Here is a 24,959-nt window from a genome sequence, read left to right as displayed (position 1 = left end):
AATCCAGGGCTTTTTCGACATCCCGACCGACAACCTCTACGCCTCGCCGGTGATGGTGCGCGATATCCGCGAACGGTTCGACCTCGCCAATGTGATGGTGGTGTCGCCCGACGTCGGCGGCGTCGTGCGCGCCCGCGGGCTCGCCAAGCGCATCAACGCCCCGCTCGCCATCATAGACAAGCGCCGCGAGCGCGCCGGCGAATCCGAAGTGATGAACGTGATCGGCGATGTCGCCGGCTATACCTGCATCCTGGTCGACGACATCGTCGATTCCGGCGGCACGCTGGTGAACGCGGCCGACGCCCTGCTCGCCAACGGCGCCAAGGAAGTCTACGCCTATATCACCCACGGCGTGCTGTCGGGCGGCGCGGTGACGCGTGTCACCTCATCGCGGCTGAAGGAGCTCGTGATCACGGACTCGATCCAGCCGACCGAAGCGGTGATCAAGTCGCCCAATATCCGCACGCTGTCGATCGCCGACCTGATCGCGGAAGCGATCGGCCGCACGGCTTCGGAAGAGTCGGTGTCGAGCCTGTTCGACTGAGAGCGCTTCGGACGGGATCAGCCCGCCCGAGCTCATTGGTCCCGATTCAAATTTTATTTTGACGCGTTTTCTTCACGCGAACCGGTACCCACCCGTCTCCGCCGAGGCTTCGCCGGGCCACTGACTCACTCGGCCGCCGAAGCTAGCGAAGGCGGCTTCGCTTGAAAACGCTTTGGCCTAGTAACACCTGACGATATTGACCTGCCCCGTTCCGCCACTCGCGTTGGGAACGGTCACGGTCTCCGCGCCACAGGTGGAGACGTAGGGCCGGGCCGACGGCACGACCGCCGGCGGATAACGATGCGCCCAATCCCACGGGATATCGCTCGCATTGGAGGACCGGACCTCGCCCGGCAGCGGCGGCACGCCATCCAGCACGGCTTCGCCAGTCGGCCCGTAGAAGGGACCGTCACCCGGCCAGATGAAGGCGCCCTGCTGATTTTGGCCGCGATGATGACGGAAGTGGCCGGCCATGCGGTGAGACGCCACATGCGCCCCGCCGTGGGACCCGCCCCTCGAAGCTGCCAGCGTTTCATTGGCCGGAAGCATCAACGCAATTGCGCCGAGAGACGCAGTCAACACACCATACATTCTCGACTTCATGACACGCACCGATCTATTGGTTGGCTCCCCTTTTGCCCCCCGGCACGCTAGGCAGGCCATTCGGCGCCCGCAAACCCATAATTAATAAATAGTTAAAATGTAATCTTAATCGGGAACCTGCAGTCCCTCGACTGGTGCCGGAGTTACCCGCCCTGGTCAGCCTGTCTGCACGATCCCCGCAGCGACCTGACCGCGCAACCGCTCCAGGCTGAGCAGCGTGTTGGCGCAGGCTTCAGCGACCTCGACGCCCTTTGCAGCGAAATGCTGTCGCAGAAATTCGGCATCCGCCGTCTGCCGGAATTGCTCCGGCGTCACCACCGCCGAGAACACCGGGATCTCGGTGCGGAGCTGTACTTCCATCAACGACCTGATCACGGTCTCGGCGATGTACTCGTCGTCGATCACCAGCCCGGCCGCCACGATCGCGGTGTAGCGGCGCGTCTTGGCGAGGAGCTGAACGTGCAACGGAATCTCGAAGGCGCCCGGCACCTCGAACACGTCGATGTGGGCGCGCGCAATGTGACGCTCTTCGATCTCGGCGAGGAACGCCTCGCGGCACTCGGTCACGACGTCGCAATGCCAGGCCGACTGCACGAAGGCGACACGCTGCGGTTTTGCAAAACGCGGATGGACCGGAGCCTCGGAAGATCCGGTCTGTCCTTCGCGTTGTTCCGTTTGACTCATGACGTCCTCAATCTTCGCAGCGGGAGAAAGTATGACGGCGGGAGCGTTTGTCAGCAAGGACTCTTGACTTCCGGTCCAAATCACTGCCCGCCAATCGCCGCGCAAATGGCGGATTTTTGCTCGCGCGCCCCGCAAAAATTAACGATTTGGGCGAGCAACGAATCTGATTCCGGTTTGTTCTCCTGCAAAAGTTAACGCGCGCCTGCCGCACACGAAGAGTTGTGGACGATTTGGCCCAAGGCTGTGGATGGACTCACCACGCCGTTGCGCCGATTCCGCAAATCACATCACTTCGTCCCGGCAAGCCCTGATCCCCTCGCGAAGGATCATCGGTGAGTGCAGCTGCCGCGGCGCGACGTGAAGCGCGCAGGCCGGTGTGTTGCGTGCGTATCGCTCGTATCCGAATTTCAGCTAAAGGCAAGGTCGAGACGGCATGTCCCTCCTCGAAGGCATTATCGATTCCAGGAACAATCCTCTTGCGGTCGTCGAGGACGTTGCCGCCGATAACAACCTGTCGTTCGAGCGCTCCGGCGACGACGAAATCACCATCGTCTCCAAGGGCAACTGGACGGACTACCAGCTCTCCTTCACCTGGATGAACGAGATCGAGGCGCTGCATCTGGCCTGCGCCTTCGACATGAAGATTCCGGATCCGAAAAAAGCCGAGGTGCAACGGCTGATCGCCGCGATCAACGAGCAATTATGGGTCGGGCACTTCGATATCTGGACCCACACCGGCATGATCATGTACCGTCAGGCGCTGGTGCTGCCGGGCGGAATGGCCGCCTCCACCGCGCAATGCGAGACCATGCTGGTGAGCGCGCTGCATGCCTGCGAGCGCTATTTTCCGGCCTTCCAGTTCGTGGTCTGGGCGGGCAAGTCGGCGGGCGAAGCCATGAGCGCCGCGATGTTCGATACCGAGGGCGAGGCGTAAGGCGTCTCACAACGGCTGCAGATATACTCGATGTCGTCCCGGCGAACGCCGGGACCCATACGGCGCGGCGGCAATTGTTGCTGCGCGACGCTTGTTGCCAATATCCCCATCCATTAAGAACACTGGGCTCCTGCTTTCGCAGGGGCGACAACTCATGTTTTGGTGACAGCGTGAGCAACACGAACACCTTGAAAAACATCTCCGGCTCCATCGTCCTCGCCGGCGCGGGGAAGATGGGCGGCGCGATGCTGTCGGGCTGGCTCGCGCAAGGCATCGAGCCGAAGCGCGTCGCCGTGATCGAACCGCGGCCGTCCGAGGAAATTCGCGCGCATATCGCCAAGGGCGTCCGCCTCAACCCATCGCCGCAGGACACGGGACCCGCCGCGGCCTTTCTGGTGGCGCTGAAGCCACAGGCGTTTCGCGAGGCAGGGCCGAAGCTGAAACCCTATGTCGATGCGACGACGCTGCTGGTGTCGATCATGGCGGGCATGACGATCGCCTCGCTTCACGAAGTGCTGGGCGGCCGCATCGTGCGCGCCATGCCGAACACGCCGGCCGCGATCGGCCGCGGCATCACGGTTGCGGTCGCGGCAAAGGATGTCAGCGCCGCGCAGCGCGAGGTCGCCGACGGCCTGCTCCGCGCCACCGGTTCGGTCGAGTGGGTCACCGACGAAGGCCTGATGGATGCGGTGACCGCGGTCTCCGGCTCGGGGCCGGCCTATGTGTTCCTGCTTGCCGAGGAACTGGCGCGCGCCGGCGTCGCGGCGGGATTGCCCGAGCAGCTTGCAATCAAGCTTGCGCGCGAAACCGTCGCAGGCTCCGGCGAGCTGTTGCACCGTTCGGATCTCGAAGCCGCCACGCTGCGCCAGAACGTCACCTCGCCCGGCGGAACCACGGCCGCTGCGCTCGAAGTGCTGATGGGACAAGACGGCCTGCAATCGCTGATGACGGATGCGGTCGCCGCCGCAACGCGCCGTTCGAAGGAACTGGCGAAGTGACGCGAAAACGTCATTCCGGGATGCGCCGTCAGGCGCAGGCCCGGAATCCATGGCGCCGCTCGAATGGTTAGAGAAATGGATTCTCAGGTGCGCAATTGCGCACCATAGCTCACGCTTCGCGTGCCCCGGAATGACGGCTGACTTAAGTCCCGCCGAACTGCTTGGTAAACGCCTCGACATTGACGAGGCCACGCGCGTGGCGGCCCTCGCCGATCCGGCGCTTGTCGTCGAACGCTTCGACTTCGAACCGGATGATCCGCCGCTCGACCGCGATCACCCGCGAAATCGTCCGCACGGTCGCGCCGACCGGCGTCGCGGCGAGATGGCGGATATCGACCTCGGTGCCGACCGTGACCCAGCCGGGTTCGAGGCAGGCCTTGATCGCATCGGCGGAGGCGAGCTCCATCTCCAAAATCATCATCGGCGTCGCGTAGACCATCGGCATATCAGGCACGAAATGCCCGACCGTGCGCTCGACCGGCACGATCAGGCTTCGTTCGGCGCTCATGCCGATCTTGATGACGTCGCGTGCGTCCATGGAATTTCTCCATCGTCGTCCCGGCCAGGCGAAGCGCGAGCCCGGGACCCATAGCCACTGCTGCCGATGTTGAACTGACGTGGCGCCGCAGCTATCCGAAACCGCAGACGCCTGTGGTTATGGGTCCCCGCTTTCGCGGGGACGACACAAGAGCGGAAATTATTTCTTCGCGAAACGATCGACGAAGCTGACGCCGCCCTTCATCTTGTGAACCAGCGGCGCCTCGTTGATCTGGATGACGACAGCCTCGGCATCGACGCCGAGGTTCTTCACCAGCGCCTGCGTGATGTCGCGCATCATGCCGACCTTCTGTTCGTCGGTGCGGCCGGCGGCCATGCTGATGGTAATTTCGGGCATTTCTTTCTCCTTCTGCTTTGCACACTCTTTTTTCCGTCATGGCCGGGCATAGCCGTCTGAAGGACGGCGTCGCTTCCGCTCGCCTATGTCCCGGCCATCTACGTCTTCTGTATCAAACAAGACGTGGATGCCCGGCACAAGGCCGGGCATGACGCCCGAATGATTGGCTAGCCCCACGTCACGGCATGCCGTGCCAATATTTTGCGCACGGCGGTCACGAGATCGTTTTCATCGACCTCCGTTTGCGCCTCGGCCTGCTTCTTCAAATATTCGTCCCGGTCTTCGGTCGTGGTGAGACCGGCGCCGAGGATGAGATCCTTGACCTGAACCTTGCCCTTCGCCTTTTCGTCCGACCCCTGGATGATCACGCACGGCGCGTTGCGGCGATCGGCATATTTGAGCTGGTTGCCCATGTTCTTGGGATTGCCGAGATAGAGCTCGGCGCGGATGCCGGCATTGCGCAGTTGCGCGACCATTCTCTGATAGTCGGCGACGCGGTCGCGGTCGAACACGGTGACGACGACCGGGCCGGTTTCCGCCCGCGTGTCCAGTTTGCCGAGCATCGTCAGCGCGGCCTGCAGGCGCGACACGCCGATCGAAAATCCGGTAGCCGGGACCACCTCGCCGCGAAAGCGCGAGACGAGCCCATCATAGCGTCCGCCGCCGCCGACCGAACCGAAGCGCACGGGCCGACCCTTCTCGTCCTTGGTCTCGAGCAGCAGTTCAACCTCGTACACGGGACCGGTGTAATATTCGAGGCCGCGGACGATTGTTTGATCGATTTTTACGCGATCACTTGCGTATCCTGCGCTCTCACAGAGCTTCTTTATGTCAAGAAGCTCTCCACCACCCTCCCTAAACTTGGCATTGGTAGCCAGTTCGTCCCAATGCTTCGGCATGGTGAAAAGAATATCGCCGGATGGATTTAGGGTAGGTTCTGACGGTGCAACAAACTCCAAGAGCCGATCTGCGAAGATGGAATCGAGCCCCGCTCCCTTTGTAAAATCGCCCTTCCCCTCTTCGCCACCATCCCATCGTCCGGCGCCGAGCAGTTTCCGTACTTCGTCTGCCGGAAATTTATCGAGCTTGTCGATCGCACGCATAACGGTAAGTCGCCGCGCGGTATTATCGTCGCCACCGAGCCCGATGCTCTCCATCACCCCATCGAGCACCTTGCGGTTATTCACTTTCACCACATAGGAGCCGCGGGGAATGCCGAGCGATTCCATCGTGTCGGCGGCCATCATGCACATTTCGGCATCGGCCGCTGCGCTCGATTGCCCACCCGCTGCGGTGCCGATCGTGTCGGCATCGAACTGCATGAACTGGCGGAAGCGGCCGGGACCCGGCTTTTCGTTACGATAGACGTAACCGAAGCGATAACTGCGATAGGGCAGCACGAGGTTTTCGGTGCCGTAGCGCTCGGCGACATAGCGCGCGAGCGGCGCGGTCAAATCATAACGCAGCGAAATCCACTGCTCGTCGTCGTCCTGGAACGAGAACACGCCCTCATTCGGCCGATCCTGGTCGGGCAGGAATTTTCCCAGCGCGTCGGTGTATTCGAACGCTGGCGTCTCCACCGGCTCGAACCCGTAACGCTCATAGACGACGCGGATTTTTTCCACCATCTGCCGCGTCGCGTTGATCGCGGACGGGCCACGATCTTCCAGCCCGCGCGGCAGGCGCGCCTTCAGTTTTTGCGGCTTTTTCGGTTTGTCGGACATGCGCGCGTTGGTATCAGCGCTGGAGGTGTGCGGCAAGCGTTCCCCGGATGCTGCGCAGCGCGCCGCTTGGCGTGGTGCGCTGCTGATCCGGTGTCCATCTATTTGGCTTTTAGGTCCCGGATCTGCGGAGCAGCGCTTTCGCGCCGCACCGCGTCCGGGACACGAAAGCTAAAACACCTTCCTGATCCAGTTGTGCGGATCGTTGGTGCGACCGTACTGAATGTCGACCAGCGTCTTGCGCAGCCCCATGGCCACCGGACCGGCGGCGCCGCCGCTGATGACGAAATCGCCACTTCCCGAGCACACTTTGCCGATCGGCGAAATGACGGCGGCGGTGCCGCAGGCAAACGCTTCCTTCAGCTTTCCGCTCGCCGCATCCTTGCGCCACTGGTCGATCGTGTAGGGCTCCTCGCGCACGGTCGTGCCCTTGTCGCGCAGCAGGGTGATGATGGAATCGCGGGTGATCCCCGGCAGGATGGTGCCGAGTGGCGGCGTCGACAGCGAGCCGTCCTCGAACACGAAGAAGATGTTCATGCCGCCGAGCTCTTCGATATAGCGGCGCTCGACCGCATCGAGGAACACGACCTGGTCGCAGCCGTGATCGATCGCTTCGGCCTGCGCGCGCAGGCTTGCTGCGTAATTGCCGCCGCATTTGACGGCGCCGGTACCGCCGATCGCCGCGCGCGTGTAATTTTCCGACACCCAGATCGAGACCGGCGCCGGTCCGCCCTTGAAATAGGAGCCGACCGGCGAAGCGATGACGGAGAAGATGTATTCGGCCGACGGCTTCACGCCGAGGAAGACCTCGCTTGCGATCATGAAGGGGCGCAAATAGAGACTGCCCTCGCCGCCCGGGATCCAGGCGCGATCGATACGCACGAGCTGCTCGACCGCTTCGATGAAGACATCCTCGGGCAGTGGCGCCATCGCCATCCGCTCCGCCGAATTCTGGAACCGCTTCGCATTGGCGTCGGGGCGGAACAGGTTCACGCCGCCATCGTCGCGCTTGTAGGCCTTGAGGCCTTCGAAAATCTCCTGCGCGTAATGCAGCACCGCGCCTGCCGGATCGAGCGGGAAATTCGCCCGCGATTCGACGCGCGCGCCGTACCAGCCCTCGCCTTGCTTGTAGCGGACGATGGCCATGTGATCGCTGAACACCCGGCCGAAGCCGGGATTTTCGAGCTTTGCCTCACGGTCCTTGTCGGGCGTCGGATTGGCCGTTGGCCGGATGTCGAATTTCAAACTCATTTTCTTCTTTCCCGCCCTTGTTCCCTGTTGGCGAAAACCGGCGCTGATATCAGCGCTGGCATCTCTGCTCCGGGGCTATTGGCCAAAATGGTCCGGCCTCGACCACCGGCCTACCGCCGGTCTTCCCACACGCACGCCATCAGGACATGCTTTTGTGGAGGGCTGAAGTCCAGTATGGTCGCCGAGATGCCGCTCGACAATCGCACGGTCAAACCCATTCGCGCGCCTGCCGTCAAATACCCGGTGTCCAAGGCAGCTAGCGACACGAAACGCACGAAACGATCTAATATTTCGTCGCGATGGGTCGTTTTGTAACATTGAACCTCAGATATGTCAATATGCCTGACGTAATCTTATCGAGCACATCCGCCGCGGCCGGCTCCAAGCCCGGCGAGGGGCGCGGGGCGAGCACGGCCTCGTCGGGCCTGCGCTGGGACATCATCGAGCTCCTGTTTTTCGCCTACCGCGACTTCGTCGGCGATGCGGATCACGAGCTGGAAGCGTTCGGCTTCGGACGCGCGCACCACCGGGTGCTGCACTTCGTTCACCGCTACCCCGGCCTGAAGGTCGCCGACCTGCTCGACGTCTTGCGCATCACCAAGCAATCGCTCGGGCGCGTTCTGAAACAGCTGCTCGACGAAGGCTACATCGTACAGAAGGCGGGCAACAACGATCGCCGCCAGCGCCTTCTTTTCGCCACCGCCAAAGGCGAGGCGCTGATCGGCAAGCTTGCCGGGCTGCAAACCGAGCGGCTCAACCGCGCGCTGCGCGGCATCGAGCCGGCGGGCCAGGAGACCGTCCGGCAATTCCTGCGCGCGATGATCGACCGCGACGATCCCGACAAGGTGCTGGAAGCCATTTTCGGCCTCCCGCCCTCCGGCGCCAAGGCAAAGGAACAGACGTGATCGAGGCTGCAGCCATCGCACGAACTCCGTCGCAGCCGGCCGACGACGCGCCGCATCTGCTGCTCGTCGACGACGATCGCCGCATCCGCGATCTGTTGTCGCGTTTCCTCTGCGGCGAAGGCTACCGCGTCACCACGGCGATGAGCGCGAAGGATGCCCGCGCCAAGCTCAACGGGCTGCATTTCGATCTGTTGATCCTGGATGTGATGATGCCGGGAGAGACCGGCTTTGATCTGGCGCGCTTTATCCGAAGCTCCTCGTCCGTGCCGATCGTCATGCTGACGGCGCGCCACGAGGCGGAGAGCCGGATCGAGGGCCTGCAGATCGGCGCCGACGACTATGTCGCCAAGCCATTCGAGCCGCGCGAGTTGTCATTGCGGATCGCCAATATCCTCAAGCGCACCGCGCCGCCGCCGGTCGAGACGCTGGAGCAGATCGCCTTCGGTCCATACGTCTATCACCTGGAGCGCGGGGAGTTGCGGCAGGGCGAGGAAATCATCCGCCTCACCGACCGCGAGCGCGACATGCTGCGGATTCTGGCGCAGGCGCGCGGCGAAACCGTGCCGCGCAACGCGCTGACCGGCGGCGACACCGTGAACGAGCGCGCCGTCGACGTGCAGATCAACCGCCTGCGGCGCAAGATCGAGCGCGACCCCGCCAATCCGCTGTTCCTGCAAGCGGTGCGCGGCATCGGATATCGCCTGGTCGCCTCCCCCTAAAGCGATTGTCATGAGCACGTCTAGCGCCCACTTTCCGAAGTTCGCACCCCGCCGGTGGATCCACTTTTGCGAACTTCGGAAAGATATGGGCGCTAGCAGATATTATTTGCGAGTGGAGCTTTGGATTTGACGTTCGCTTCTGACAATCGCGGCAAGTGGCGGGCGAACGTCAAATCCGCTCGGCTCGATACCGGCCTGACCTTCATCCGCACCGCCGCAGGGGGGGTTTCCGCGGCCAATGACTGGATGGGCAACGCGTTCAAGAGCTGGATGCCCACCGGACTGTTTGCCCGCGCGCTCCTGATCGTGATCGTGCCGATGGTCGCGCTGCAAACCGTCGTGGCCTTCGTATTCATGGAAAGGCACTGGAACACGGTGACGCGGCATCTGTCGGCCGCCGTCGTCTCGGACATTGCCGCGCTGATCGACGTCTACAAGAGCTACCCGCAAGACAAGGACCACGCGCTGCTCCAGCGCATCGCCCGGCAGCGGCTGGGGCTGGTCGTGGATTTCCTTCCTCCCGGCGACATGCCGCCGCCCGGACCAAAACCGTTCTTCTCGCTGCTCGACCAGACGCTGTCGGTGCAGCTTTCGCGGCAAATCTCGAGACCGTTCTGGATCGACACCGTCGGCCGCTCCAACCTGGTCGAAATCCGCGTCCAGCTCGATGACAGCGTGATGCGCGTGTTTGCCCAGCGCAGCGCGGCGTACGCCTCGAACTCGGAGATTTTCCTGTTCTGGATGGTCGGCACCTCCTCGATCCTGTTGATCGTCGCCGTGGTGTTCCTGCGCAACCAGATCCGCCCCATCCTGCGGCTCGCGGACGCCGCCGAGAGCTTCGGCAAGGGCCGTGAGGCGCCGAACTTCCGCCCGCGGGGCGCGCGCGAGGTGCGCCGCGCCGCGCATGCCTTCCTCGAGATGAAAGCGCGCATCGAGCGCACAATCGAACAACGCACCGCGATGCTCGCCGGCGTGTCGCACGACCTGCGCACGATCCTGACCCGCTTCAAGCTCGAACTCGCGCTGATCGGCGACAGCCCCGAAGTCGACGCCATGCGCAAGGACATCGACGAAATGTCGGGCATGCTGGAGGACTATCTGGCGTTCGCGCGCGGCGACAGCGGCGAGGTGGCGCAGCCGACCGACATGACGCTGGCGCTGGAAGAATTACGCAGCGATGCCGAACGCAACGGCCATACCGCAACCGTGGCCTTCCAGGGTCTTCCGGTGGTGACGGTGAAGCCGGCCGCCTTCAAGCGTTGCCTCGCCAATCTGGTGTCGAACGCCGCGCGGCACGCCAACGCGATTTCGATCAACGGTCAGCGCGATCACCGCTATCTGACGGTGACCGTCGACGACGATGGCCCCGGCATTCCGCTTGCGATGCGCGAGGAAGTGTTCAAGCCGTTCCTGCGGCTCGATGACGCGCGCAATCAGGATGAAGGTGGTACGGGACTGGGACTTGCGATCGCCCGCGACATCGCCCGCTCGCATGGCGGCGACATCACGCTTGGCGACAGCCCGATGGGCGGCTTGCGCGCGACGGTGCGGATTCCGGTTTGACCGGCGCTACTGCTTGGCGCCCGGCAACAGGTTTTGCAGCTTCACGGCGTCCTTGACGTTGAGCTTGAAGCCGCCGCCGGGCATCACGATGTCGCCGGGCTTCTGGTCAGCCTTGCAGGCGCCGAGCCATTTCGCCTCGATCTTGATCACCGTGTCGTGCGGCGCGGCTTTGGCACCGAGGTCGCTGTGCGAGGTGGTCGTCACGGTATAGGCGGAATTGAAGTCGCCCACGATCTCCGAATGCGAGGAGACCGAAACACCGGCGACGCTACAGACGGAATCGCCGACATAGCCGTTTGCCGTCTTCCGGAGATCCTGCTTGGCGCAGATTTGCTTGGCCATCGGCGAGGCAAGATTGTTCATGTCCTTGTCGACGGTCTCGTCGGTGCAATGCTGCATCGTCATCGACGGCAGCGGCGAGCCGGCATTGACCAGCTTGATTTCCCACAAGCCAGCCTTGCGGGTCGGCAGATCGTCGGCCCGGACGAGATTTGCCGGCAGCGCCAGCAGCAGACCCAAACCCAGCCCCCAGGCAGCGAGTTCACGTGTCATCGGTCACGCTCCGGCATCGCCAAAGATGAAGAAAGCTATTGTGGTGGGCGCTCAGTAGAGCGTGCGTAGCGGCCGCTGGTTGGCGCCATACGGCACCCAGCGGCAGGCAAAGGAGACATAGCCGCCATATTGCGCGTCGACCGCCAGAAACTTCGCGACCTTGCCATAGGAAGCGCAGTGTTCGACCGCGAGCTGACGGCCGTCGGCGCGCTGGGCCAGCTCATAAGCGATGATGCCGCCGGTATCGTTGCCCTTGAACGGCGGCACCCAATCGGCCCGCGCCGGCGCCAACGACAAGAGAGCGCCCGAAGCAAGCAGCGCGGCGGCCTTGATGATTCGCATATACCACTCCGTCGATTTCGGAGGCACATTAGAGCGCATCGTGAGCCAAGAAAAGCAAAAGAGCCCGGTATTAAGCGGAGTTATTGGCAGGTGTTGCCGCGCTGCACTTGACCTCAGGCAGCCTTCGCGGCACGGTTCGCCCCGCTCAAATGATCGGGTGGGCCGAAGATGCGTGACCTTTTTTCATCTGCCAGAAAGACAGGCTTTGGCGTGGCGCTTGGAGCCGCGTTCGGCCTGCTCGCGTTCGGTCAATCCGCCCAGGCGGCCAATCCGCTTGAACTGAACTTCTGGCTGACCGGCCCGAAATACGAGGGGCGGCTGCGAACCTGCGAAGCGGCGCTCGGGACCATTACTGCCGAATTCCAGGAAAAAGAGAGCACCTACTGGAATTCCAGGCTGACGATCACCGCTTACGGCAAGATCCACGAAATCGCCTATCGGCCCTGGCAGTCCGACAATATTCCGCGCCGCTATTGCGCCGGCGACGTGATGCTGAGCGACGGCAAGGTTCGCCCGGTCTATTTCTCGCTCATCGAGGACGGCAGCTTCGCCGGCTACGATCAGGGGATCGAGTGGTGCGTGAAGGGACTTGACCGCAACTGGGCCTACAACCCGTCCTGCACCGGCGCCAGGCCCTGACTTCAGCCCGATCTCAAGACCCTTTCGCAAACATTCCAAAGCCGCGGCCGTCGGCGTCGCGCGGCGGTGCCTATTTTTGTTCTTGAAATGTTCCACCCCCATGCTACGGTTTCCACCCGGGATTGCGGTATGAGGGCTTCATCATGGTTCAGCTTGGCTCAGTTGCGACGGCGCGGATGTTGGTACGCCTCGGCGCTCTCGTTTTCACGGCGCTGATCGGCGCTAGCGCGACGACCGGCGCATCCGCGCAGGACCGGCGGCAAAACACGCCCGGCGAGTTTGACTTCTACGTGCTGTCGCTGTCCTGGTCGCCGTCCTTCTGCGAGGATGCGGCCGAGCGCGGCAATGGCGGGCGTTCGCAGCAGGCGCAATGCGGCGGCAGCAGGCCGTTTTCGTTCGTGGTCCACGGCCTGTGGCCGCAATACGACCACGGCTTTCCCGAATATTGCGATCGGGATTCCTGGCTGGACCGCAACGTCATGACCTCGATGCTCGATCTGATGCCGGCGCCGGGGCTGATTTTCAACGAATGGAAAAAGCACGGCACCTGCTCCGGCCTCGGCCCCCGCGGTTATTTCGAAACCATCCGCAAGGCGCGCGCGGCGGTGAAGATCCCGCCCGAGTTCATCGACCTCGCCGATCCCAAAACCGTCTCGCCTGATGATGTCGAGAATGCTTTCATCAAGGCCAATCCGGGGCTTCCGGCCAACGCCATCGCGGTGACCTGCAACCGCACGCGTTTGAGCGAAGTGCGCATCTGCATGGGCAAGGATTTGCATTTCCGCGGCTGCGACGAGATCGATCGCCGCGCCTGCCAGCGCGACCAGGTGACGATGCCGCCGGTCAGGGGTGGATAAATCGAAACGCCGTCATTCCGGGGCGCGAGTGAAACGAGCGAGCTATGGTGCGCAATTGCGCACCTGAGAATCTATTTCTCATCACGTTCGGCGGCACCATGGATTCCGGGCCTGCGTCTTGCGGCGCATCTCCGATGTGCGATTGCAGATCGGAGAATGACGAAGAGGCCGTATTGCTTCGCTCCGCTCGCAATGACGTGGTAACTGCTATCCATGAACTATCGCCACGCCTTTCACGCCGGCAACTTTGCCGACGTCATCAAGCACATCGTGCTGGTGCGCATCCTGCTTCACTTGCAGGAAAAGAACGCGGCGTTTCGCGTGGTCGACACCCACGCCGGAGCGGGGATCTATGATCTCACCGGCGAAGAGGCTAAGCGCAGCGGCGAATGGCTCACCGGGATTGCGCGCGTCATGCAGTCACGTTTCTCCGAAAGCGCGCTGCCGCTGATTGCGCCCTATCTCGACATCGTCCGCGCCTTCAATCCGCATCCCGCCACGCTCGAGCGCTACCCCGGATCGCCGCTGATCACGCGCGCGCTGCTGCGACCGCAGGACCGGCTGACCGCCTGCGAGGTCGAATCCGGGGCGCGAAAGACGCTGATCGATGCCCTGCGTCGCGATGCCCAGGCCCGCGTGGTCGATCTCGACGGCTGGACGGCGCTGCCCGCCTTCGTGCCGCCGAATGAGCGGCGGGGCCTCGTGCTGATCGATCCGCCTTACGAACAGAAGGACGAGTTCGAACGGCTGGCCGAGGGTTTTACGGCGGCCTTTGCGAAATGGCCGACCGGCAGCTACCTGTTGTGGTACCCGGCCAAGAGCCGGCGCGCCACCGACGAGCTGGCGCGGCAAGTCGTGCAAGCCGCCGACAAGGCCAAACCGCCCGGCAAATGCCTGCGCGTCGAGTTCAGCGTCGCCCCGCAAACCGAAGGCAGCGCCCTCACCTCGACCGGCCTTCTGATCGTCAATCCGCCATGGACACTCGGCGCCGAGCTCGGGACGGTCCTGCCCGAACTGGAAAAGCCGCTCGGCCAGGGCGGCGCCGCACGCTTCCGCCTGGAGGTACCCAAACCGTAGTAGGGCTCACACGCCCCGATGCCCGTAAAAGTCCGATATGCAATAGGTGGGGAACCGTATTATGCTCGTCATTATTGGGATCGGCTTTACGTTCCGCTTCCGCGAATGGTAGCGGCGGAGTGACAAGGCCTCTTCTGATTTTAGGGCGGTCCGACATCACCGGCTCGCCTGGATGGCCAAAGCTGTTCTGGCGGGGGGTTTCCGCAGCGAAGGTCCGGTCGGCCACGGCGCTAAAGAGCGTCGCGGCGGAGCAATGCGGGGGAGGTTTCCCGATGGCCATGACCGGGACAGTCAAGTTCTTCAACGGAGAACGCGGCTACGGCTTCATCAAGCCCGATGACGGCGGCCGCGATGTGTTCGTTCACATCACAGCCGTGGAGCGCGCGGGCTTGAAAGATTTGACCGAAGGACAGCGCATCACATTCGAGGTCGAACCGGACAAGAAGGGCAAAGGGCCCAAGGCGGTCAACCTCGTGATTTCTTCGTAGGTCTCTATTTCAAGACGAAAAAAATCCCGGCCGCCGCCGCGGCCGGGAGTGGGTATTGTCCGGTATTTTCTTGTCTTAGAAGTGATAGTTCACGCCGGCGCGCAGCAGGCCGAAGCGGTAGCCGTTCTGATTGCCGGTGATCACGAAGTTGCTGTCGTTCAGATCGACATAGAGATATTCGACCTTGGCGCTCCAGTTCCGCGAAAGACCCACCTCGGCGCCCACGCCCAGGGTCCAGCCGGCATTGGTGTGGCTCTCTGACAGGCCGCCGAAGGTCTGGCCGGTCAACTCGCCGAAAGCGAGACCGCCGGTTCCGTAGAACAGAACGTTGTTGAGCGCGTAGCCCGCGCGGCCACGGATGGTGCCAAACCACGGGTTGGAGAATTTCCACGGCGCAAACGTATCGGAAGCGCCGGTGCCCTGAATATCGCCTTCGAGACCGAACACCCAGGGGCCGCTCTGGAAATTGTAGCCGGCTTGCGCGCCGCCGACGAAGCCCGACGGCTTGGTCGGATTGTTATCGACCGAGCCCCAATCCCAACCGATATTGCCGCCGAGATAGGGTCCGGCCCAGCTGTACATATTGAGCGGTTGATTGACGGTGTACGGCTGGCCGTAACCCAGATCGGCCGCCTCCACTGACGATGTCCAAACCACGGCGAGTAAGGCCGCAGCGACCAAGGCAATCCTGCTCATCACGCAACTCCACACAGAAAGTGCTTTGGACCCTTGGCCATCGGCATGGTTACGGATTTGCACTTTTTACTGTGCGGATTTATCGAGAGTTTTAAGTTAAAGGGTTGTTAAGACCTGAGATTCGCCGCTTCTTACTCTTAAGAGAGTGTTACCGGCCGCGCTGGCAGGCGGCGCGGCTAGTGCCCACTTTCCGAAGTTCGTGTTCCATCGCAGCACCCACCGTTCACGAACTTCGGAAAGTCATGGGCACTAGCAAAACTATGATTCTAGTGCCGCTTTTCTATTTGAAGTTCCTGGATCGAATTTGCCGCTTGTTGTGCAGGAACTTCAAATGGGCGGCACTAACACCTAAATTCCAGTTTCATGGCTCGCGAATCGATCAATCAGGCAAACGGCGCCGGAAAGGAACCGACCTCTTCCCGGCCCGGCGAGAGGCAACCGGAGCAGGCGCAGAACCCCGCCGCCGGCGACATCGATCCTGCGACCGTCACCGTTGACGACGAGGACGAGGCGCGGCTTCCGGAGACCGAAGTCAGCGACGAGAGCAATGAGGCCATTGCCGAAGGCACGCTTGCGGTCGGACATGCCGCGATCGAAAACGCGGTCAAGCTGGCGCCGACGTCGCCCGGCGTCTATCGCATGCTCAGTGCCGCCCACGACGTGCTCTACGTCGGCAAGGCCAAGAACGTCCGCAAGCGGCTGTCGTCCTACGCGCGCGCCTCTTCGCCGCTGCCGGCGCGCATCCTGCGCATGATCGCGGCGACCGTTGCGGTCGAGATCATCTCAACTTCTACCGAAACCGAAGCGCTGTTGCTCGAGGCCAACCTGATCAAGCAGTTGCGCCCGCGCTTTAACGTGCAACTGCGCGACGACAAGTCGTTTCCGTATATTCTGATCACGGGCGATCACTGGGCGCCGCAAATTCTCAAGCATCGCGGCGCGCAGACGAGGCCCGGACAGTATTTCGGGCCGTTCGCGTCAGCCGGCGCGGTCAATCGCACCATCACCGCGCTTCAGCGCGCCTTTTTGATCCGCTCCTGCACGGATGCGTTTTTCGAGAGCCGCACCCGCCCCTGCCTGCTCTACCAGATCAAGCGCTGCGCCGGACCCTGCACCCGCGAGATCGATTTCCCCGGCTATTCCGAACTCGTGCGCGAGGCAAAGGATTTCCTGTCCGGCAAGAGCCAGGCCGTGAAGCAACTGCTCGCGGCCGAGATGGAAAAGGCATCCGGCGAGCTCGAATTCGAGAGCGCCGCGCTCTACCGCGATCGGCTCGCGGCGTTGTCGGCAATCCAGTCGCAGCAGGGCATCAATCCGCGCACGGTCGAGGAAGCCGACCTGTTCGCCATCCACCAGGAGGGGGGATATTCCTGCGTGGAAGTGTTCTTCTTCCGCACCGGCCAGAACTGGGGCAACCGCGCCTATTTTCCCAAGGCCGAGAAATCGTTCACGCCGGAGGAAGTGCTGGCTTCGTTCCTGGCGCAATTCTACGACGACAAGCCGCCGCCGAAACTCATCCTGCTGTCGCATGCGATCGAGGAAGCCGAGTTGATGGCAAGCGCTCTGTCGATCAAGGCCGGCTTCAAGGTCGAAGTCAGCGTGCCCCAGCGCGGCGAGAAGAAGGAACTGATCACGCATGCGCTGACCAATGCGAAGGAGGCGTTGGGGCGCAAGCTCGCCGATACCGCGACCCAAAGCCGGCTGTTGACGGGACTCGTCACCACGCTCGGTCTGCCGCATCCGCCGCGCCGCATCGAGGTGTACGACAACAGCCACATCCAGGGCACCAATGCGGTCGGCGCCTTTATCGTCGCGGGGCCAGATGGTTTCGTCAAAAACCAGTACCGCAAGTTCAACATCAAGTCCGAAGGCCTCACCCCGGGCGACGACTACGCGATGATGCGCGAGGTGCTGCAGCGGCGCTTCAAGCGGCTGCTGGCGGCCGCCAGCGACGCCGACACCGCGCCCGCCAAAGCGGAGGACGATGGCGTGCCGCAATGGCCCGATCTCGTCATCATCGATGGTGGGCGTGGCCAGCTCAACGCCGCAAAGGACATCTTCGACCAGCTCGGCCTCGCACAGGTTTCGCTGCTCTCGGTCGCGAAGGGACCCGACCGCGATGCCGGTCGCGAGACCCTGTTCATGCCGGACCGCGAGGCGATCAAGCTCGAGCCGCGCGACCCTGTGCTCTACTTCATCCAGCGGCTGCGCGACGAGGCGCACCGGTTCGTGATCGGATCGCACCGCAAGCTGCGCAAGAAGGATATTCGCGAGGCCGGATTGCAGGAAATCCCCGGCATCGGCCCCTCGCGCAAACGGGCGCTGCTGCATCATTTCGGGACCCTGAAGGAGATCGAGCGCGCGTCGATCGCCGATCTCGGCAAGGTCCCGGGCGTCAGCGCCGAAAGCGCCCGCAAGATTTTTGAGTTTTTCCACACCCAGCCGGGGTAGGCCACGCCCGGCAGGGTTAAGAATGTCATCTGAAGGTCATATGTGTCGCATGGTTGACCTTGAGGCGGCGGCGGTATTGGTAGGCGCATGAACATCGCAACCACCAGGGGACTGGCGAAAGGCTCGTTGTCCCTGCCCAATATTCTGACCTTCGCGCGGATTGCCGCCATTCCGATCGTGGTCGGCTGCATCTATGCGCAGGCCATTCTAGACTGGCCGTTGTGGCTGCGATGGGTTGCGCTTGCCGTGTTCATCGCCGCCGCCGTGACTGATTTTCTCGATGGCTACTATGCGCGGATGTGGGATCAGCAGTCGGCCCTGGGCCGCATGCTGGATCCGATCGCCGACAAGCTCTTGGTCGCCTCCTGCCTGCTGATGCTGGCGGCCGACGGCATCATCCACGGCTGGACACTGTGGGCCGCGATCGTGATCCTGTGCCGCGAAATTCTGGTGTCGGGCCTGCGCGAATATCTGGCCGGTTTGCGCGTCAGTGTTCCCGTCACCAAGCTCGCCAAATGGAAGACGACGGCGCAACTCGTCGCGATCGGATTCCTGCTCGCCGGCGAAGCCGGCGACCGGGTCATCCCCCACACCACCGAAATCGGACTGCTCTTGCTGTGGATTTCCGCGATCGTGACCATCTACACCGGCTGGGACTATTTCCGCGCCGGCATCCATCACCTCATCAAGGAGGACGAGGGATGAAGGTCAAATATTTCGCCTGGGTGCGCGAGCGGATCGGCAAATCGGAAGAGACGATCGAGCCGCCCTCCGCCGTCAAAACCGTCGAACAACTGATCGCCTGGCTTGCCGCGCGCGGCGAAACCTACGCCTACGCCTTCGAAAAGCCGCGCGTGATCCGCGCCGCGATCGACCATGCCCACGTCAAACAGGACGCGGCGATCCAGGGCGCCCGCGAGATCGCCTTCTTCCCGCCGATGACCGGCGGTTAGGGCATGCCGCCATGAGCGACAACCTCACGATCCGCATCCAGGAATCCGATTTCGACGTTGCGCGCGAAATATCGGCGCTGACGGCAGGCCGCAGCGATATCGGCGCAGTCGTCTCGTTCACCGGCATTTGCCGGGGCAGCGAGGACGGCGCCGATATCGCCGCGCTGACGCTCGAGCATTATCCGGGCATGGCCGAAGAGGAGATCGCGCGTCACGCCTCCACAGCGATGTCGCGCTGGCCAGTTACTGGAATAAGGGTGGTCCACCGCGTCGGCCGGATCACGCCGGGCCAAAACATCGTACTCGTCGTGACGGGATCGAAGCATCGTCAGGCCGCGTTCGAAGCCGCCGAATTCATGATGGATTATCTGAAGGCGAACGCGCCGTTCTGGAAACGCGTGGAAGCGCCGAGCGGGGCGAAGTGGGTCGAAGCGCACGATCATGACGATGCCGCCGCCGCGCGCTGGACCAAATCCTGATGGGCAAACGCGCCAAAGCCGCAGCCAGTCGTTCCAGCGTCGCACCAAAACCTCCCAAGGTTTCCCCGGGCGAGTTGGTGACGCTGCTCGATTTCGTCCGCTACGCCGTCAGCCGCTTTCATGAGGCGAAGCTCACCTTCGCTCATGGCACCACCGATCCGGTCGCAGAAGCGGCGTTCCTGGTGTGCGAAACGCTGCACCTTCATCCCGATCAGTTCGAAAGTTTCGCGACCGCGCGCATCACGGCGCATGAGGCGCGCGCGATCCTTGACGTGGTTTCCCGCCGGGTCAGTTCCGGAAAGCCGGCCGCTTATCTCGTCAACAAGATCTACATGCGCGGCCTGCCGTTTTATGTCGACGAGCGCGTGATCGTGCCGCGCTCCTTCATCGGCGAACTGCTGGATTCGCATTTCGGCAGCGACGAAGGCGAGCCGTCGCTGATCGACGATGCAGGCGCGGTGGACAACGTGCTCGAACTCTGCACCGGGTCCGGCTGCCTCGCAGTCCTCGCCGCGCGCGCATTCCCGAATGCGCAGATCGATGCGGTCGATATTTCGAAGGACGCGCTGGCCGTCGCGGCGCGCAATGTCGGAGATCATGGCCTTCAGGAGCGCGTCATGCTGCACCGCGGCGACCTTTACGCGCCGGTTGCCGACAGGCGCTACGACCTGATCATTGCCAACCCGCCCTATGTCGATGCGGAGGGCATGGCAGGCTTGCCACGCGAGTGCCGCGCCGAGCCGAAGCTCGCCTTCGATGGCGGCGCTGACGGGCTCGATGTGGTCAGGCGCATTCTGGATCAGGCAAGCCGCCACCTTTCGGCCGACGGCGGGCTGTTATGCGAGATCGGCCGTTGCCGCAGCGCCCTGGAAGCCGCCTATCCGCAGACCCCCTTCCTGTGGCTGGACACCGAAGATTCGGAAGGCGAGGTGTTCTGGCTTGGCGCCGCCGACATGTAAGACGCCGTAAAGCTGCAAAAACGGCATGGCCTCTTCCGAGAAACGCTCGATCCCTGCGAAAATAGCAGACCTCCCGGCGTTTCGGTCCGCGGCCGAAACTGCTACCTTATTTGCCAACCGCTTCACCGAAAAACTCAAAGAGGCCCGCCATGCTGGACAAGAGCCCGCGCTCCACCGTCAACGTTCCCAATGACCTTGCGGCGCACTGGATGCCGTTTACCGCCAACCGCGCCTTCAAGAAGGCGCCGCGGCTGCTCGCCGGCGCCAAGGACATGCACTACATCACCGTCGACGGCCGCAAGATCCTCGACGGCGCTGCCGGCATGTGGTGCAGCAATGCCGGCCATGGCCGCAGCCAGATCGCGCAGGCGATCGCCAAGCAGGCCGAGACGCTCGACTATTCGCCGCCGTTCCAGTTCGGCATTCCGCAGGCCTTTGAGCTTGCAAGCCGCATCTCCGACCTTGCCCCGAAGGGCCTCGACCACGTGTTCTTCTGCAATTCCGGATCGGAAGCAGCCGACACTGCACTCAAGATGGCGCTCGCCTATCACCAGATTTCCGGACAGGGCGGCCGCGTCCGCCTGATCGGCCGCGAGCGCGGCTATCACGGCGTCGGCTTCGGCGGCACCTCGGTCGGCGGCATGGGCAATAACCGCAAGATGTTCGGATCGCTGCTGTCGGGCGTCGATCATCTGCCGACCACCTATGACCGTGAGAAGCAGGCGTTCTCGCGCGGCGAGCCGGAATACGGCGCCCATTTTGCCGACGCGCTGGAGAACCTGGTCAACCTGCACGGCGCCAACAGCATTGCCGCCGTCATCGTCGAGCCGATGGCGGGATCGACCGGCGTGCTGCCCTCGCCGAAGGGCTATCTCAAGCGGCTGCGCGAGATCACCCAGAAGCATGGCATCCTCTTGATCTTCGACGAGGTCATCACCGGCTTCGGACGGCTGGGCTACGCCTTTGCCGCCGAGCGTTATGGCGTGCTGCCGGACATGATCACCTTTGCCAAGGGCGTCACCAATGGTGCGGCTCCCATGGGCGGCGTGATCGTGCGCGACACCATCCACGATGCCTTCATGAGCGGCCCCGAACACATCATCGAGCTGGCCCACGGCTACACCTATTCGGCCCATCCGCTGGCCTGTGCCGCCGGGCTTGCCACGCTCGACATCTATCGCGACGAAAAGCTGTTCGAGCACGCCCGCGCGCTGGAGCCGAAGTGGACCGATGCGATCATGTCGCTGAGGAACGAGCCGAACGTCGTCGACATCCGCACCGTCGGCCTGACGGCAGGCATCGACCTCACCTCGCGGCCGGACCAGCCGGGCAAGCGCGGGTTCGACGCACTGAACAGCGCCTTCTTCGACAACGACCTGATGATGCGCATCGCAGGCGACACCCTGGCGCTGACCCCGCCCTTGATCGTCAGCGAAAGCCAGGTCGGCGAAATCGTCGAGAAGGTCGCCAAGGTCATTCGCGCGGTGGCCTAGGCTACGCCAGCCCTCCCCGTACAACCACGGACCGCGGCTCCTCGACGAGGGGCCGCGGTTCCGTTTTGACGACGCCAAGAAGTCTCCCCTTTCGAATCAACATTAGTGCTACTGTCGCGGGGCTTGGGGTAGCCGAACCAGGACGGCGCAACCGTCTCTCCCCGGGTGAGGATTGCCACGGGGGCTGAGGGCTTAGGCGCGCAACATGATCCGCATTTCCACGATCTTCATCGCCATTTGCATGGTGCTGGTCGCCGCCTCGTTCGGCCTCATTCTCTACTCGGTTGCAGGAATCAGCGGCATCGAATCGGCAATCGCCGCCCTCACCGCCCTGACCTTCCTGATCCTCTACAATGCGGTGTCGATGCGGCTGCGCGACCGCACCGATGTCGGCGGCCAGATCGCCGACCTGTCGCGCGGCACCGCCGACCTCGCCCGCCAGGTCGCGGAGTTCGGCCGCCGACTGACCTCGGTCGAAGGCAAGCTTAACTCGCTCAACCATGCCGGCGCCGACCGCATCCAGGCGGTGGTTGGCGAAATCAACGAACTTGGCGGGCTGGTGAAGCAGCTCGCCGCGTCGGTCGCGAGCCACGAGGACATGCTGTCCGCCAATGCGACTGCCGTGGCGCAGCCCGCGGTCGAGCCGGAAAAGGCACAATTCCAGGAGCCAACCTTCGCAATCGAGCCCTCGAAACGCATCGTGGCTCCGCCCCCTTTCGCCGTCGTCCATCCTGAACCACCAGCCGCCCCGCGCGGCGAGATGCAAACCTTCGCCGCCGTGAAAACGGCGATCGAGGAGAACCGGCTCGACATCTACCTGCAACCGATGGTGACGCTGCCGCAGCGCAAGGTCCGCTTCTACGAAGCCGTCACGCGCATCCGCGACGAGCATGATCGCGTGCTCGCGGCCGAGGAGTTCATGCCGTTCGTGGAGGCCACCGGCCTGATCGGGAAGGTCGATCACACCGTTCTGCTGCGTTGCGTGCAGGTGCTGCGCCGCCTGATGGTCCGCAACAAGGAGATCGGGGTGTTCTGCAACATGGCCGGCGCCACCCTGCGCGATCCCACGACATTTGCGCCCTGCCTCGATTTCCTTGAAGCCAACCGCGCGCTCGCGCCTTCGCTGGTGATCGAATTCAAGCAGGCGACGTTCCGCAATCTCGGCACCGGTGAGAGCGAACATCTGGCGGCGATGGCGCAGCGAGGATTTCGCTTCTCGATCGATCACGTCACCGACTTGCGGATCGAGCCGCGCGAGCTTGCCGACCGCGGGGTCCGCTTCATCAAGGTGCCGGCCGCGCTGCTGCTCGACCCAAAGGCGTCGTCGACGTCGGATATTCACCCGTCCGATCTCTCCGACCTGCTTGGCCGCTTTGGCATCGACCTCATCGCCGAACGGATCGAGGGCGAGCGCGCCGTCGTCGACCTCCTGGATTTCGATGTGCGATTTGGGCAGGGCTTCCTGTTTGCGCCGCCACGGCCGTTGCGGCCTGAGGGCGCACCGGCTTCGGACGGCGCATCGGCGAACGGAGCCGCCAGGCCCGAAGCGCCTATCGTCGAACCACCCCCGGCGCGGGTCACCGGCAATGCCGCACTGGCGCGGCGTGCGGTCGGTCCGAATTAGTGCCCGATTCCGCAGTTCGTAACATGACGACACTACAATTCGTTGAAAGGCTGCACGACCTCGTCGGCGGCGTGGATGTGCTGCTCAGCGACATCTGGGGTGTCGTGCATAACGGTCTGGTCGCGTTTCCCGAGGCCTGCGACGCTCTCAAGAATTTTCGCGACCAGGGCGGCACCGTCATCCTGATCACCAATGCGCCGCGGCCGGCTGATTCAGTGCAACGGCAGTTACGCAAGCTCCACGTCCCCGACGAGACCTACGATGCCATCGTCAGCTCGGGCGACCTCACGCGCAATTTCATCGCCGATCACCCCGGCCGGAAGATCCATTGGATCGGCCCCGATCGTGACAGCTCGATCCATCGCGGTCTCGATGCCGAGATCGTTGCGCTGGAAGCGGCTGACTACATCATCTGCACCGGCCTGTTCGACGACGAAACGGAAACGGCGGAAAATTACCGTGGGATGTTGCTGAAAGCGCGCGAACGCAAGCTGCCGCTGATCTGCGCCAATCCCGATATCGTGGTCGAGCGCGGTGACCGGCTGATCTACTGCGCCGGCGCGATTGCAGAGCTTTACCGCGAACTCGGCGGCGAGGTGATCTTCTACGGCAAGCCGCACCGGCCGATCTATGAACGCGCCATGGCGCTGGCGGCCGAGCGGCGCGGCCAGGCTGTTCCGCTTGCCTGCGTGCTGGCGATCGGGGATTCGGTGCGAACCGACCTTGCCGGCGCCCACGGTTTTGGAATCGACTGCCTGTTCGTGACGCGCGGCATTCACTCCGAAGAGTTCGAAGGCATCGATCAACTCGACCCCGCTTCAGTCAGGGAATTGTTCGGCCACCCGCCGAAGGCGCTGATGCGGGATTTGAGGTGGTAGCTACCGCAGCCACCTTCCCGTCGTCCCGGCCAAGCGAAGCGCGCGCCGGGACCCATAGCCGCCGACCGGCCGAAATGAGCAGGCTTTAGCACCTTCGGCGTAACAGCGAGTACCTGCGATTATGGGTCCCTGCGTTCGCAGGGACGACCACCGATGGATGGGCGGAAACCTACGCGCTCGCCATATCCGGGAAGACCGCCTCGATCTTGGTCTTCAGCGTGGCGGCATTGAACGGCTTGACGATGTAGTTGTTCACGCCGGCCTTCTTGGCCGCGATCACGTTTTCGGTCTTGGATTCAGCCGTGATCATGATGAACGGCGTGGTGGCGAGATTGGGGTCGGCGCGAACTTCGCGCAGCAGGTCGTAGCCGGTCATCGGCTCCATGTTCCAGTCGGAGATGACGAGGCCATATTTCTTGGCGCGCATCTTGTTGAGGGCAGCCGATCCATCGCTGGCGTCGTCGATATTCTCGAATCCGAGCTGCTTGAGGAGATTTCTGATGATGCGAATCATGGTGCTGTAGTCGTCAACCACCAGAACCGACATCGAAAGATCTACAGCCATCTTGAAATCCCCTGGGCAACATAAGAACGCTGGCTGGGCCAAATGCACCCCGCACTCCGTCCCAACGACTACCATCAGCCGTTAAACAG

Annotated in this window: 27 protein-coding genes and 1 pseudogene; 18 read left to right on the top strand and 10 right to left on the bottom strand. The window is 63.0% G+C overall.

The annotated features are described in order from the left end of the window. The coding region (gene prs, locus VFB05_RS21825; RefSeq protein WP_325016060.1) for a ribose-phosphate diphosphokinase at positions 1 to 544 on the top strand (544 nt) is incomplete at its 5' end. 177 nt (positions 545 to 721) lie between these two features. On the opposite strand, the gene VFB05_RS21820 is transcribed toward prs, so the two are convergent. Both VFB05_RS21820 and VFB05_RS21815 read right to left on the bottom strand, forming a co-directional pair. After that, the gene (locus VFB05_RS21820; protein WP_325016058.1) at positions 722 to 1,018 is read right to left on the bottom strand and encodes a hypothetical protein; all 297 of its coding nucleotides are present in this window, start codon (positions 1,016 to 1,018) and stop codon (positions 722 to 724) included. A 285-nt stretch (positions 1,019 to 1,303) separates the two neighbouring features. Further along, positions 1,304 to 1,831, bottom strand: coding sequence for a 6,7-dimethyl-8-ribityllumazine synthase (locus tag VFB05_RS21815; protein WP_325016056.1), 528 nt, complete (start codon positions 1,829 to 1,831; stop codon positions 1,304 to 1,306). Between the two features lie 433 nt (positions 1,832 to 2,264). On the opposite strand from VFB05_RS21815, the gene VFB05_RS21810 reads away from it, so the two are divergent. Together VFB05_RS21810 and proC are read left to right on the top strand one after the other, a co-directional pair. Beyond that, positions 2,265 to 2,765: a YbjN domain-containing protein gene (locus VFB05_RS21810; RefSeq protein ID WP_325016054.1), complete on the top strand. Its 501-nt coding sequence runs from the start codon at positions 2,265 to 2,267 to the stop codon at positions 2,763 to 2,765. Positions 2,766 to 2,935: 170 nt separating this feature from the next. Continuing rightward, a complete protein-coding gene (gene proC, locus VFB05_RS21805; protein ID WP_325016052.1) occupies positions 2,936 to 3,763 on the top strand; it encodes a pyrroline-5-carboxylate reductase in 828 nt (275 codons plus the stop codon). 142 nt (positions 3,764 to 3,905) lie between these two features. Here proC and VFB05_RS21800 read toward each other — a convergent pair whose 3' ends face one another. From VFB05_RS21800 to VFB05_RS21785, 4 genes and pseudogenes are all read right to left on the bottom strand, one after another. Continuing rightward, complete coding sequence (locus VFB05_RS21800; protein WP_325016050.1) at positions 3,906 to 4,301, bottom strand: thioesterase family protein; 396 nt, start codon at positions 4,299 to 4,301, stop codon at positions 3,906 to 3,908. Positions 4,302 to 4,460: 159 nt separating this feature from the next. Beyond that, a pseudogene (locus VFB05_RS21795) lies at positions 4,461 to 4,661 on the bottom strand (tautomerase family protein); the annotation flags it as partial. Positions 4,662 to 4,825: 164 nt separating this feature from the next. Beyond that, complete coding sequence (gene hisS, locus VFB05_RS21790) at positions 4,826 to 6,382, bottom strand: histidine--tRNA ligase (RefSeq protein WP_325016048.1); 1,557 nt, start codon at positions 6,380 to 6,382, stop codon at positions 4,826 to 4,828. Positions 6,383 to 6,550: 168 nt separating this feature from the next. Continuing rightward, the gene (locus tag VFB05_RS21785; RefSeq protein WP_325016046.1) at positions 6,551 to 7,630 is read right to left on the bottom strand and encodes a branched-chain amino acid aminotransferase; all 1,080 of its coding nucleotides are present in this window, start codon (positions 7,628 to 7,630) and stop codon (positions 6,551 to 6,553) included. Between the two features lie 338 nt (positions 7,631 to 7,968). Here VFB05_RS21785 and VFB05_RS21780 point away from each other — a divergent pair, with 338 nt between their 5' ends. The 3 genes from VFB05_RS21780 to VFB05_RS21770 all read left to right on the top strand — a co-directional run bounded on the left by VFB05_RS21780 (position 7,969) and on the right by VFB05_RS21770 (position 10,817). Continuing rightward, positions 7,969 to 8,535 (top strand): MarR family transcriptional regulator, encoded by a 567-nt coding sequence (locus VFB05_RS21780; RefSeq protein ID WP_325016044.1) that lies wholly within the window; start codon positions 7,969 to 7,971, stop codon positions 8,533 to 8,535. Then, positions 8,532 to 9,254: a response regulator transcription factor gene (locus tag VFB05_RS21775; RefSeq protein WP_325016042.1), complete on the top strand. Its 723-nt coding sequence runs from the start codon at positions 8,532 to 8,534 to the stop codon at positions 9,252 to 9,254. Before VFB05_RS21780 ends, VFB05_RS21775 begins: the two co-directional genes overlap by 4 nt. Before the next feature lie 126 nt (positions 9,255 to 9,380). Further along, positions 9,381 to 10,817: an ATP-binding protein gene (locus tag VFB05_RS21770; protein WP_325016040.1), complete on the top strand. Its 1,437-nt coding sequence runs from the start codon at positions 9,381 to 9,383 to the stop codon at positions 10,815 to 10,817. A 6-nt stretch (positions 10,818 to 10,823) separates the two neighbouring features. On the opposite strand, the gene VFB05_RS21765 is transcribed toward VFB05_RS21770, so the two are convergent. Both VFB05_RS21765 and VFB05_RS21760 read right to left on the bottom strand, forming a co-directional pair. Then, positions 10,824 to 11,369, bottom strand: a complete 546-nt coding sequence (locus tag VFB05_RS21765; protein ID WP_325016038.1) for a DUF3617 domain-containing protein — start codon at positions 11,367 to 11,369, stop codon at positions 10,824 to 10,826. A gap of 51 nt (positions 11,370 to 11,420) precedes the next feature. Beyond that, positions 11,421 to 11,711, bottom strand: coding sequence for a hypothetical protein (locus tag VFB05_RS21760; RefSeq protein WP_325016036.1), 291 nt, complete (start codon positions 11,709 to 11,711; stop codon positions 11,421 to 11,423). A gap of 168 nt (positions 11,712 to 11,879) precedes the next feature. Here VFB05_RS21760 and VFB05_RS21755 point away from each other — a divergent pair, with 168 nt between their 5' ends. From VFB05_RS21755 to VFB05_RS21740, 4 genes are all read left to right on the top strand, one after another. Beyond that, a complete protein-coding gene (locus tag VFB05_RS21755) occupies positions 11,880 to 12,350 on the top strand; it encodes a hypothetical protein (protein WP_325016034.1) in 471 nt (156 codons plus the stop codon). Positions 12,351 to 12,526: 176 nt separating this feature from the next. Further along, positions 12,527 to 13,207 carry a ribonuclease T2 gene (locus VFB05_RS21750; protein WP_325016068.1) on the top strand — a complete coding sequence of 227 codons (681 nt, stop codon included), beginning with the start codon at positions 12,527 to 12,529 and terminating at the stop codon, positions 13,205 to 13,207. A gap of 213 nt (positions 13,208 to 13,420) precedes the next feature. Next, complete coding sequence (locus tag VFB05_RS21745) at positions 13,421 to 14,284, top strand: 23S rRNA (adenine(2030)-N(6))-methyltransferase RlmJ (RefSeq protein WP_325016032.1); 864 nt, start codon at positions 13,421 to 13,423, stop codon at positions 14,282 to 14,284. A gap of 272 nt (positions 14,285 to 14,556) precedes the next feature. Further along, a complete protein-coding gene (locus VFB05_RS21740; protein ID WP_028350729.1) occupies positions 14,557 to 14,772 on the top strand; it encodes a cold-shock protein in 216 nt (71 codons plus the stop codon). 75 nt (positions 14,773 to 14,847) lie between these two features. Here VFB05_RS21740 and VFB05_RS21735 read toward each other — a convergent pair whose 3' ends face one another. Beyond that, positions 14,848 to 15,468 (bottom strand): outer membrane protein, encoded by a 621-nt coding sequence (locus VFB05_RS21735; protein WP_325016026.1) that lies wholly within the window; start codon positions 15,466 to 15,468, stop codon positions 14,848 to 14,850. Between the two features lie 363 nt (positions 15,469 to 15,831). Between VFB05_RS21735 and uvrC the strand changes: the two genes are divergently transcribed. From uvrC to VFB05_RS21695, 8 genes are all read left to right on the top strand, one after another. Next, positions 15,832 to 17,919, top strand: a complete 2,088-nt coding sequence (uvrC, locus tag VFB05_RS21730; RefSeq protein WP_325016024.1) for an excinuclease ABC subunit UvrC — start codon at positions 15,832 to 15,834, stop codon at positions 17,917 to 17,919. An 87-nt stretch (positions 17,920 to 18,006) separates the two neighbouring features. Continuing rightward, a complete protein-coding gene (pgsA, locus tag VFB05_RS21725; protein ID WP_325016023.1) occupies positions 18,007 to 18,624 on the top strand; it encodes a CDP-diacylglycerol--glycerol-3-phosphate 3-phosphatidyltransferase in 618 nt (205 codons plus the stop codon). Beyond that, entirely contained in the window at positions 18,621 to 18,872 is a 252-nt protein-coding gene (moaD, locus tag VFB05_RS21720; protein WP_325016021.1) for a molybdopterin converting factor subunit 1, read from the top strand. Before pgsA ends, moaD begins: the two co-directional genes overlap by 4 nt. 11 nt (positions 18,873 to 18,883) lie before the next feature. Continuing rightward, complete coding sequence (locus VFB05_RS21715; RefSeq protein WP_325016019.1) at positions 18,884 to 19,351, top strand: molybdenum cofactor biosynthesis protein MoaE; 468 nt, start codon at positions 18,884 to 18,886, stop codon at positions 19,349 to 19,351. Continuing rightward, positions 19,351 to 20,310: a 50S ribosomal protein L3 N(5)-glutamine methyltransferase gene (gene prmB / locus VFB05_RS21710; RefSeq protein ID WP_325016017.1), complete on the top strand. Its 960-nt coding sequence runs from the start codon at positions 19,351 to 19,353 to the stop codon at positions 20,308 to 20,310. The genes VFB05_RS21715 and prmB overlap by 1 nt, the downstream gene beginning before the upstream one ends. A 149-nt stretch (positions 20,311 to 20,459) precedes the next feature. Further along, complete coding sequence (locus tag VFB05_RS21705) at positions 20,460 to 21,803, top strand: aspartate aminotransferase family protein (protein ID WP_325016015.1); 1,344 nt, start codon at positions 20,460 to 20,462, stop codon at positions 21,801 to 21,803. A 205-nt stretch (positions 21,804 to 22,008) separates the two neighbouring features. Next, the gene (locus VFB05_RS21700; RefSeq protein WP_325016013.1) at positions 22,009 to 23,427 is read left to right on the top strand and encodes an EAL domain-containing protein; all 1,419 of its coding nucleotides are present in this window, start codon (positions 22,009 to 22,011) and stop codon (positions 23,425 to 23,427) included. Positions 23,428 to 23,450: 23 nt separating this feature from the next. Beyond that, complete coding sequence (locus tag VFB05_RS21695; protein WP_325016011.1) at positions 23,451 to 24,305, top strand: TIGR01459 family HAD-type hydrolase; 855 nt, start codon at positions 23,451 to 23,453, stop codon at positions 24,303 to 24,305. A gap of 169 nt (positions 24,306 to 24,474) precedes the next feature. Here the strand turns inward: VFB05_RS21695 and VFB05_RS21690 are convergent, their stop codons facing one another. Next, positions 24,475 to 24,870, bottom strand: a complete 396-nt coding sequence (locus tag VFB05_RS21690) for a response regulator (RefSeq protein WP_325016009.1) — start codon at positions 24,868 to 24,870, stop codon at positions 24,475 to 24,477. Positions 24,871 to 24,959: the final 89 nt, after the last annotated feature.

The organism is Bradyrhizobium sp. (genome assembly GCF_035652035.1).
In the GTDB taxonomy this organism is placed as follows: domain Bacteria; phylum Pseudomonadota; class Alphaproteobacteria; order Rhizobiales; family Xanthobacteraceae; genus Bradyrhizobium.
This window is presented reverse-complemented; position numbering and strand designations above follow the sequence as displayed.

Coding starts and splice junctions, on each gene's coding strand:
- VFB05_RS21820 (WP_325016058.1), bottom strand. CDS start 1,018: ATGGCCGGCCACTTCCGTCATCATCGCGGCCAAAATCAGCAGGGCGCC.
- VFB05_RS21815 (WP_325016056.1), bottom strand. CDS start 1,831: ATGAGTCAAACGGAACAACGCGAAGGACAGACCGGATCTTCCGAGGCT.
- VFB05_RS21810 (WP_325016054.1), top strand. CDS start 2,265: ATGTCCCTCCTCGAAGGCATTATCGATTCCAGGAACAATCCTCTTGCG.
- VFB05_RS21800 (WP_325016050.1), bottom strand. CDS start 4,301: ATGGACGCACGCGACGTCATCAAGATCGGCATGAGCGCCGAACGAAGC.
- hisS (WP_325016048.1), bottom strand. CDS start 6,382: ATGTCCGACAAACCGAAAAAGCCGCAAAAACTGAAGGCGCGCCTGCCG.
- VFB05_RS21785 (WP_325016046.1), bottom strand. CDS start 7,630: ATGAGTTTGAAATTCGACATCCGGCCAACGGCCAATCCGACGCCCGAC.
- VFB05_RS21780 (WP_325016044.1), top strand. CDS start 7,969: ATGCCTGACGTAATCTTATCGAGCACATCCGCCGCGGCCGGCTCCAAG.
- VFB05_RS21765 (WP_325016038.1), bottom strand. CDS start 11,369: ATGACACGTGAACTCGCTGCCTGGGGGCTGGGTTTGGGTCTGCTGCTG.
- VFB05_RS21760 (WP_325016036.1), bottom strand. CDS start 11,711: ATGCGAATCATCAAGGCCGCCGCGCTGCTTGCTTCGGGCGCTCTCTTG.
- VFB05_RS21755 (WP_325016034.1), top strand. CDS start 11,880: ATGCGTGACCTTTTTTCATCTGCCAGAAAGACAGGCTTTGGCGTGGCG.
- VFB05_RS21750 (WP_325016068.1), top strand. CDS start 12,527: ATGTTGGTACGCCTCGGCGCTCTCGTTTTCACGGCGCTGATCGGCGCT.
- VFB05_RS21745 (WP_325016032.1), top strand. CDS start 13,421: ATGAACTATCGCCACGCCTTTCACGCCGGCAACTTTGCCGACGTCATC.
- VFB05_RS21740 (WP_028350729.1), top strand. CDS start 14,557: ATGGCCATGACCGGGACAGTCAAGTTCTTCAACGGAGAACGCGGCTAC.
- VFB05_RS21735 (WP_325016026.1), bottom strand. CDS start 15,468: ATGAGCAGGATTGCCTTGGTCGCTGCGGCCTTACTCGCCGTGGTTTGG.
- uvrC (WP_325016024.1), top strand. CDS start 15,832: ATGGCTCGCGAATCGATCAATCAGGCAAACGGCGCCGGAAAGGAACCG.
- pgsA (WP_325016023.1), top strand. CDS start 18,007: ATGAACATCGCAACCACCAGGGGACTGGCGAAAGGCTCGTTGTCCCTG.
- moaD (WP_325016021.1), top strand. CDS start 18,621: ATGAAGGTCAAATATTTCGCCTGGGTGCGCGAGCGGATCGGCAAATCG.
- VFB05_RS21715 (WP_325016019.1), top strand. CDS start 18,884: ATGAGCGACAACCTCACGATCCGCATCCAGGAATCCGATTTCGACGTT.
- prmB (WP_325016017.1), top strand. CDS start 19,351: ATGGGCAAACGCGCCAAAGCCGCAGCCAGTCGTTCCAGCGTCGCACCA.
- VFB05_RS21705 (WP_325016015.1), top strand. CDS start 20,460: ATGCTGGACAAGAGCCCGCGCTCCACCGTCAACGTTCCCAATGACCTT.
- VFB05_RS21700 (WP_325016013.1), top strand. CDS start 22,009: ATGATCCGCATTTCCACGATCTTCATCGCCATTTGCATGGTGCTGGTC.
- VFB05_RS21695 (WP_325016011.1), top strand. CDS start 23,451: ATGACGACACTACAATTCGTTGAAAGGCTGCACGACCTCGTCGGCGGC.
- VFB05_RS21690 (WP_325016009.1), bottom strand. CDS start 24,870: ATGGCTGTAGATCTTTCGATGTCGGTTCTGGTGGTTGACGACTACAGC.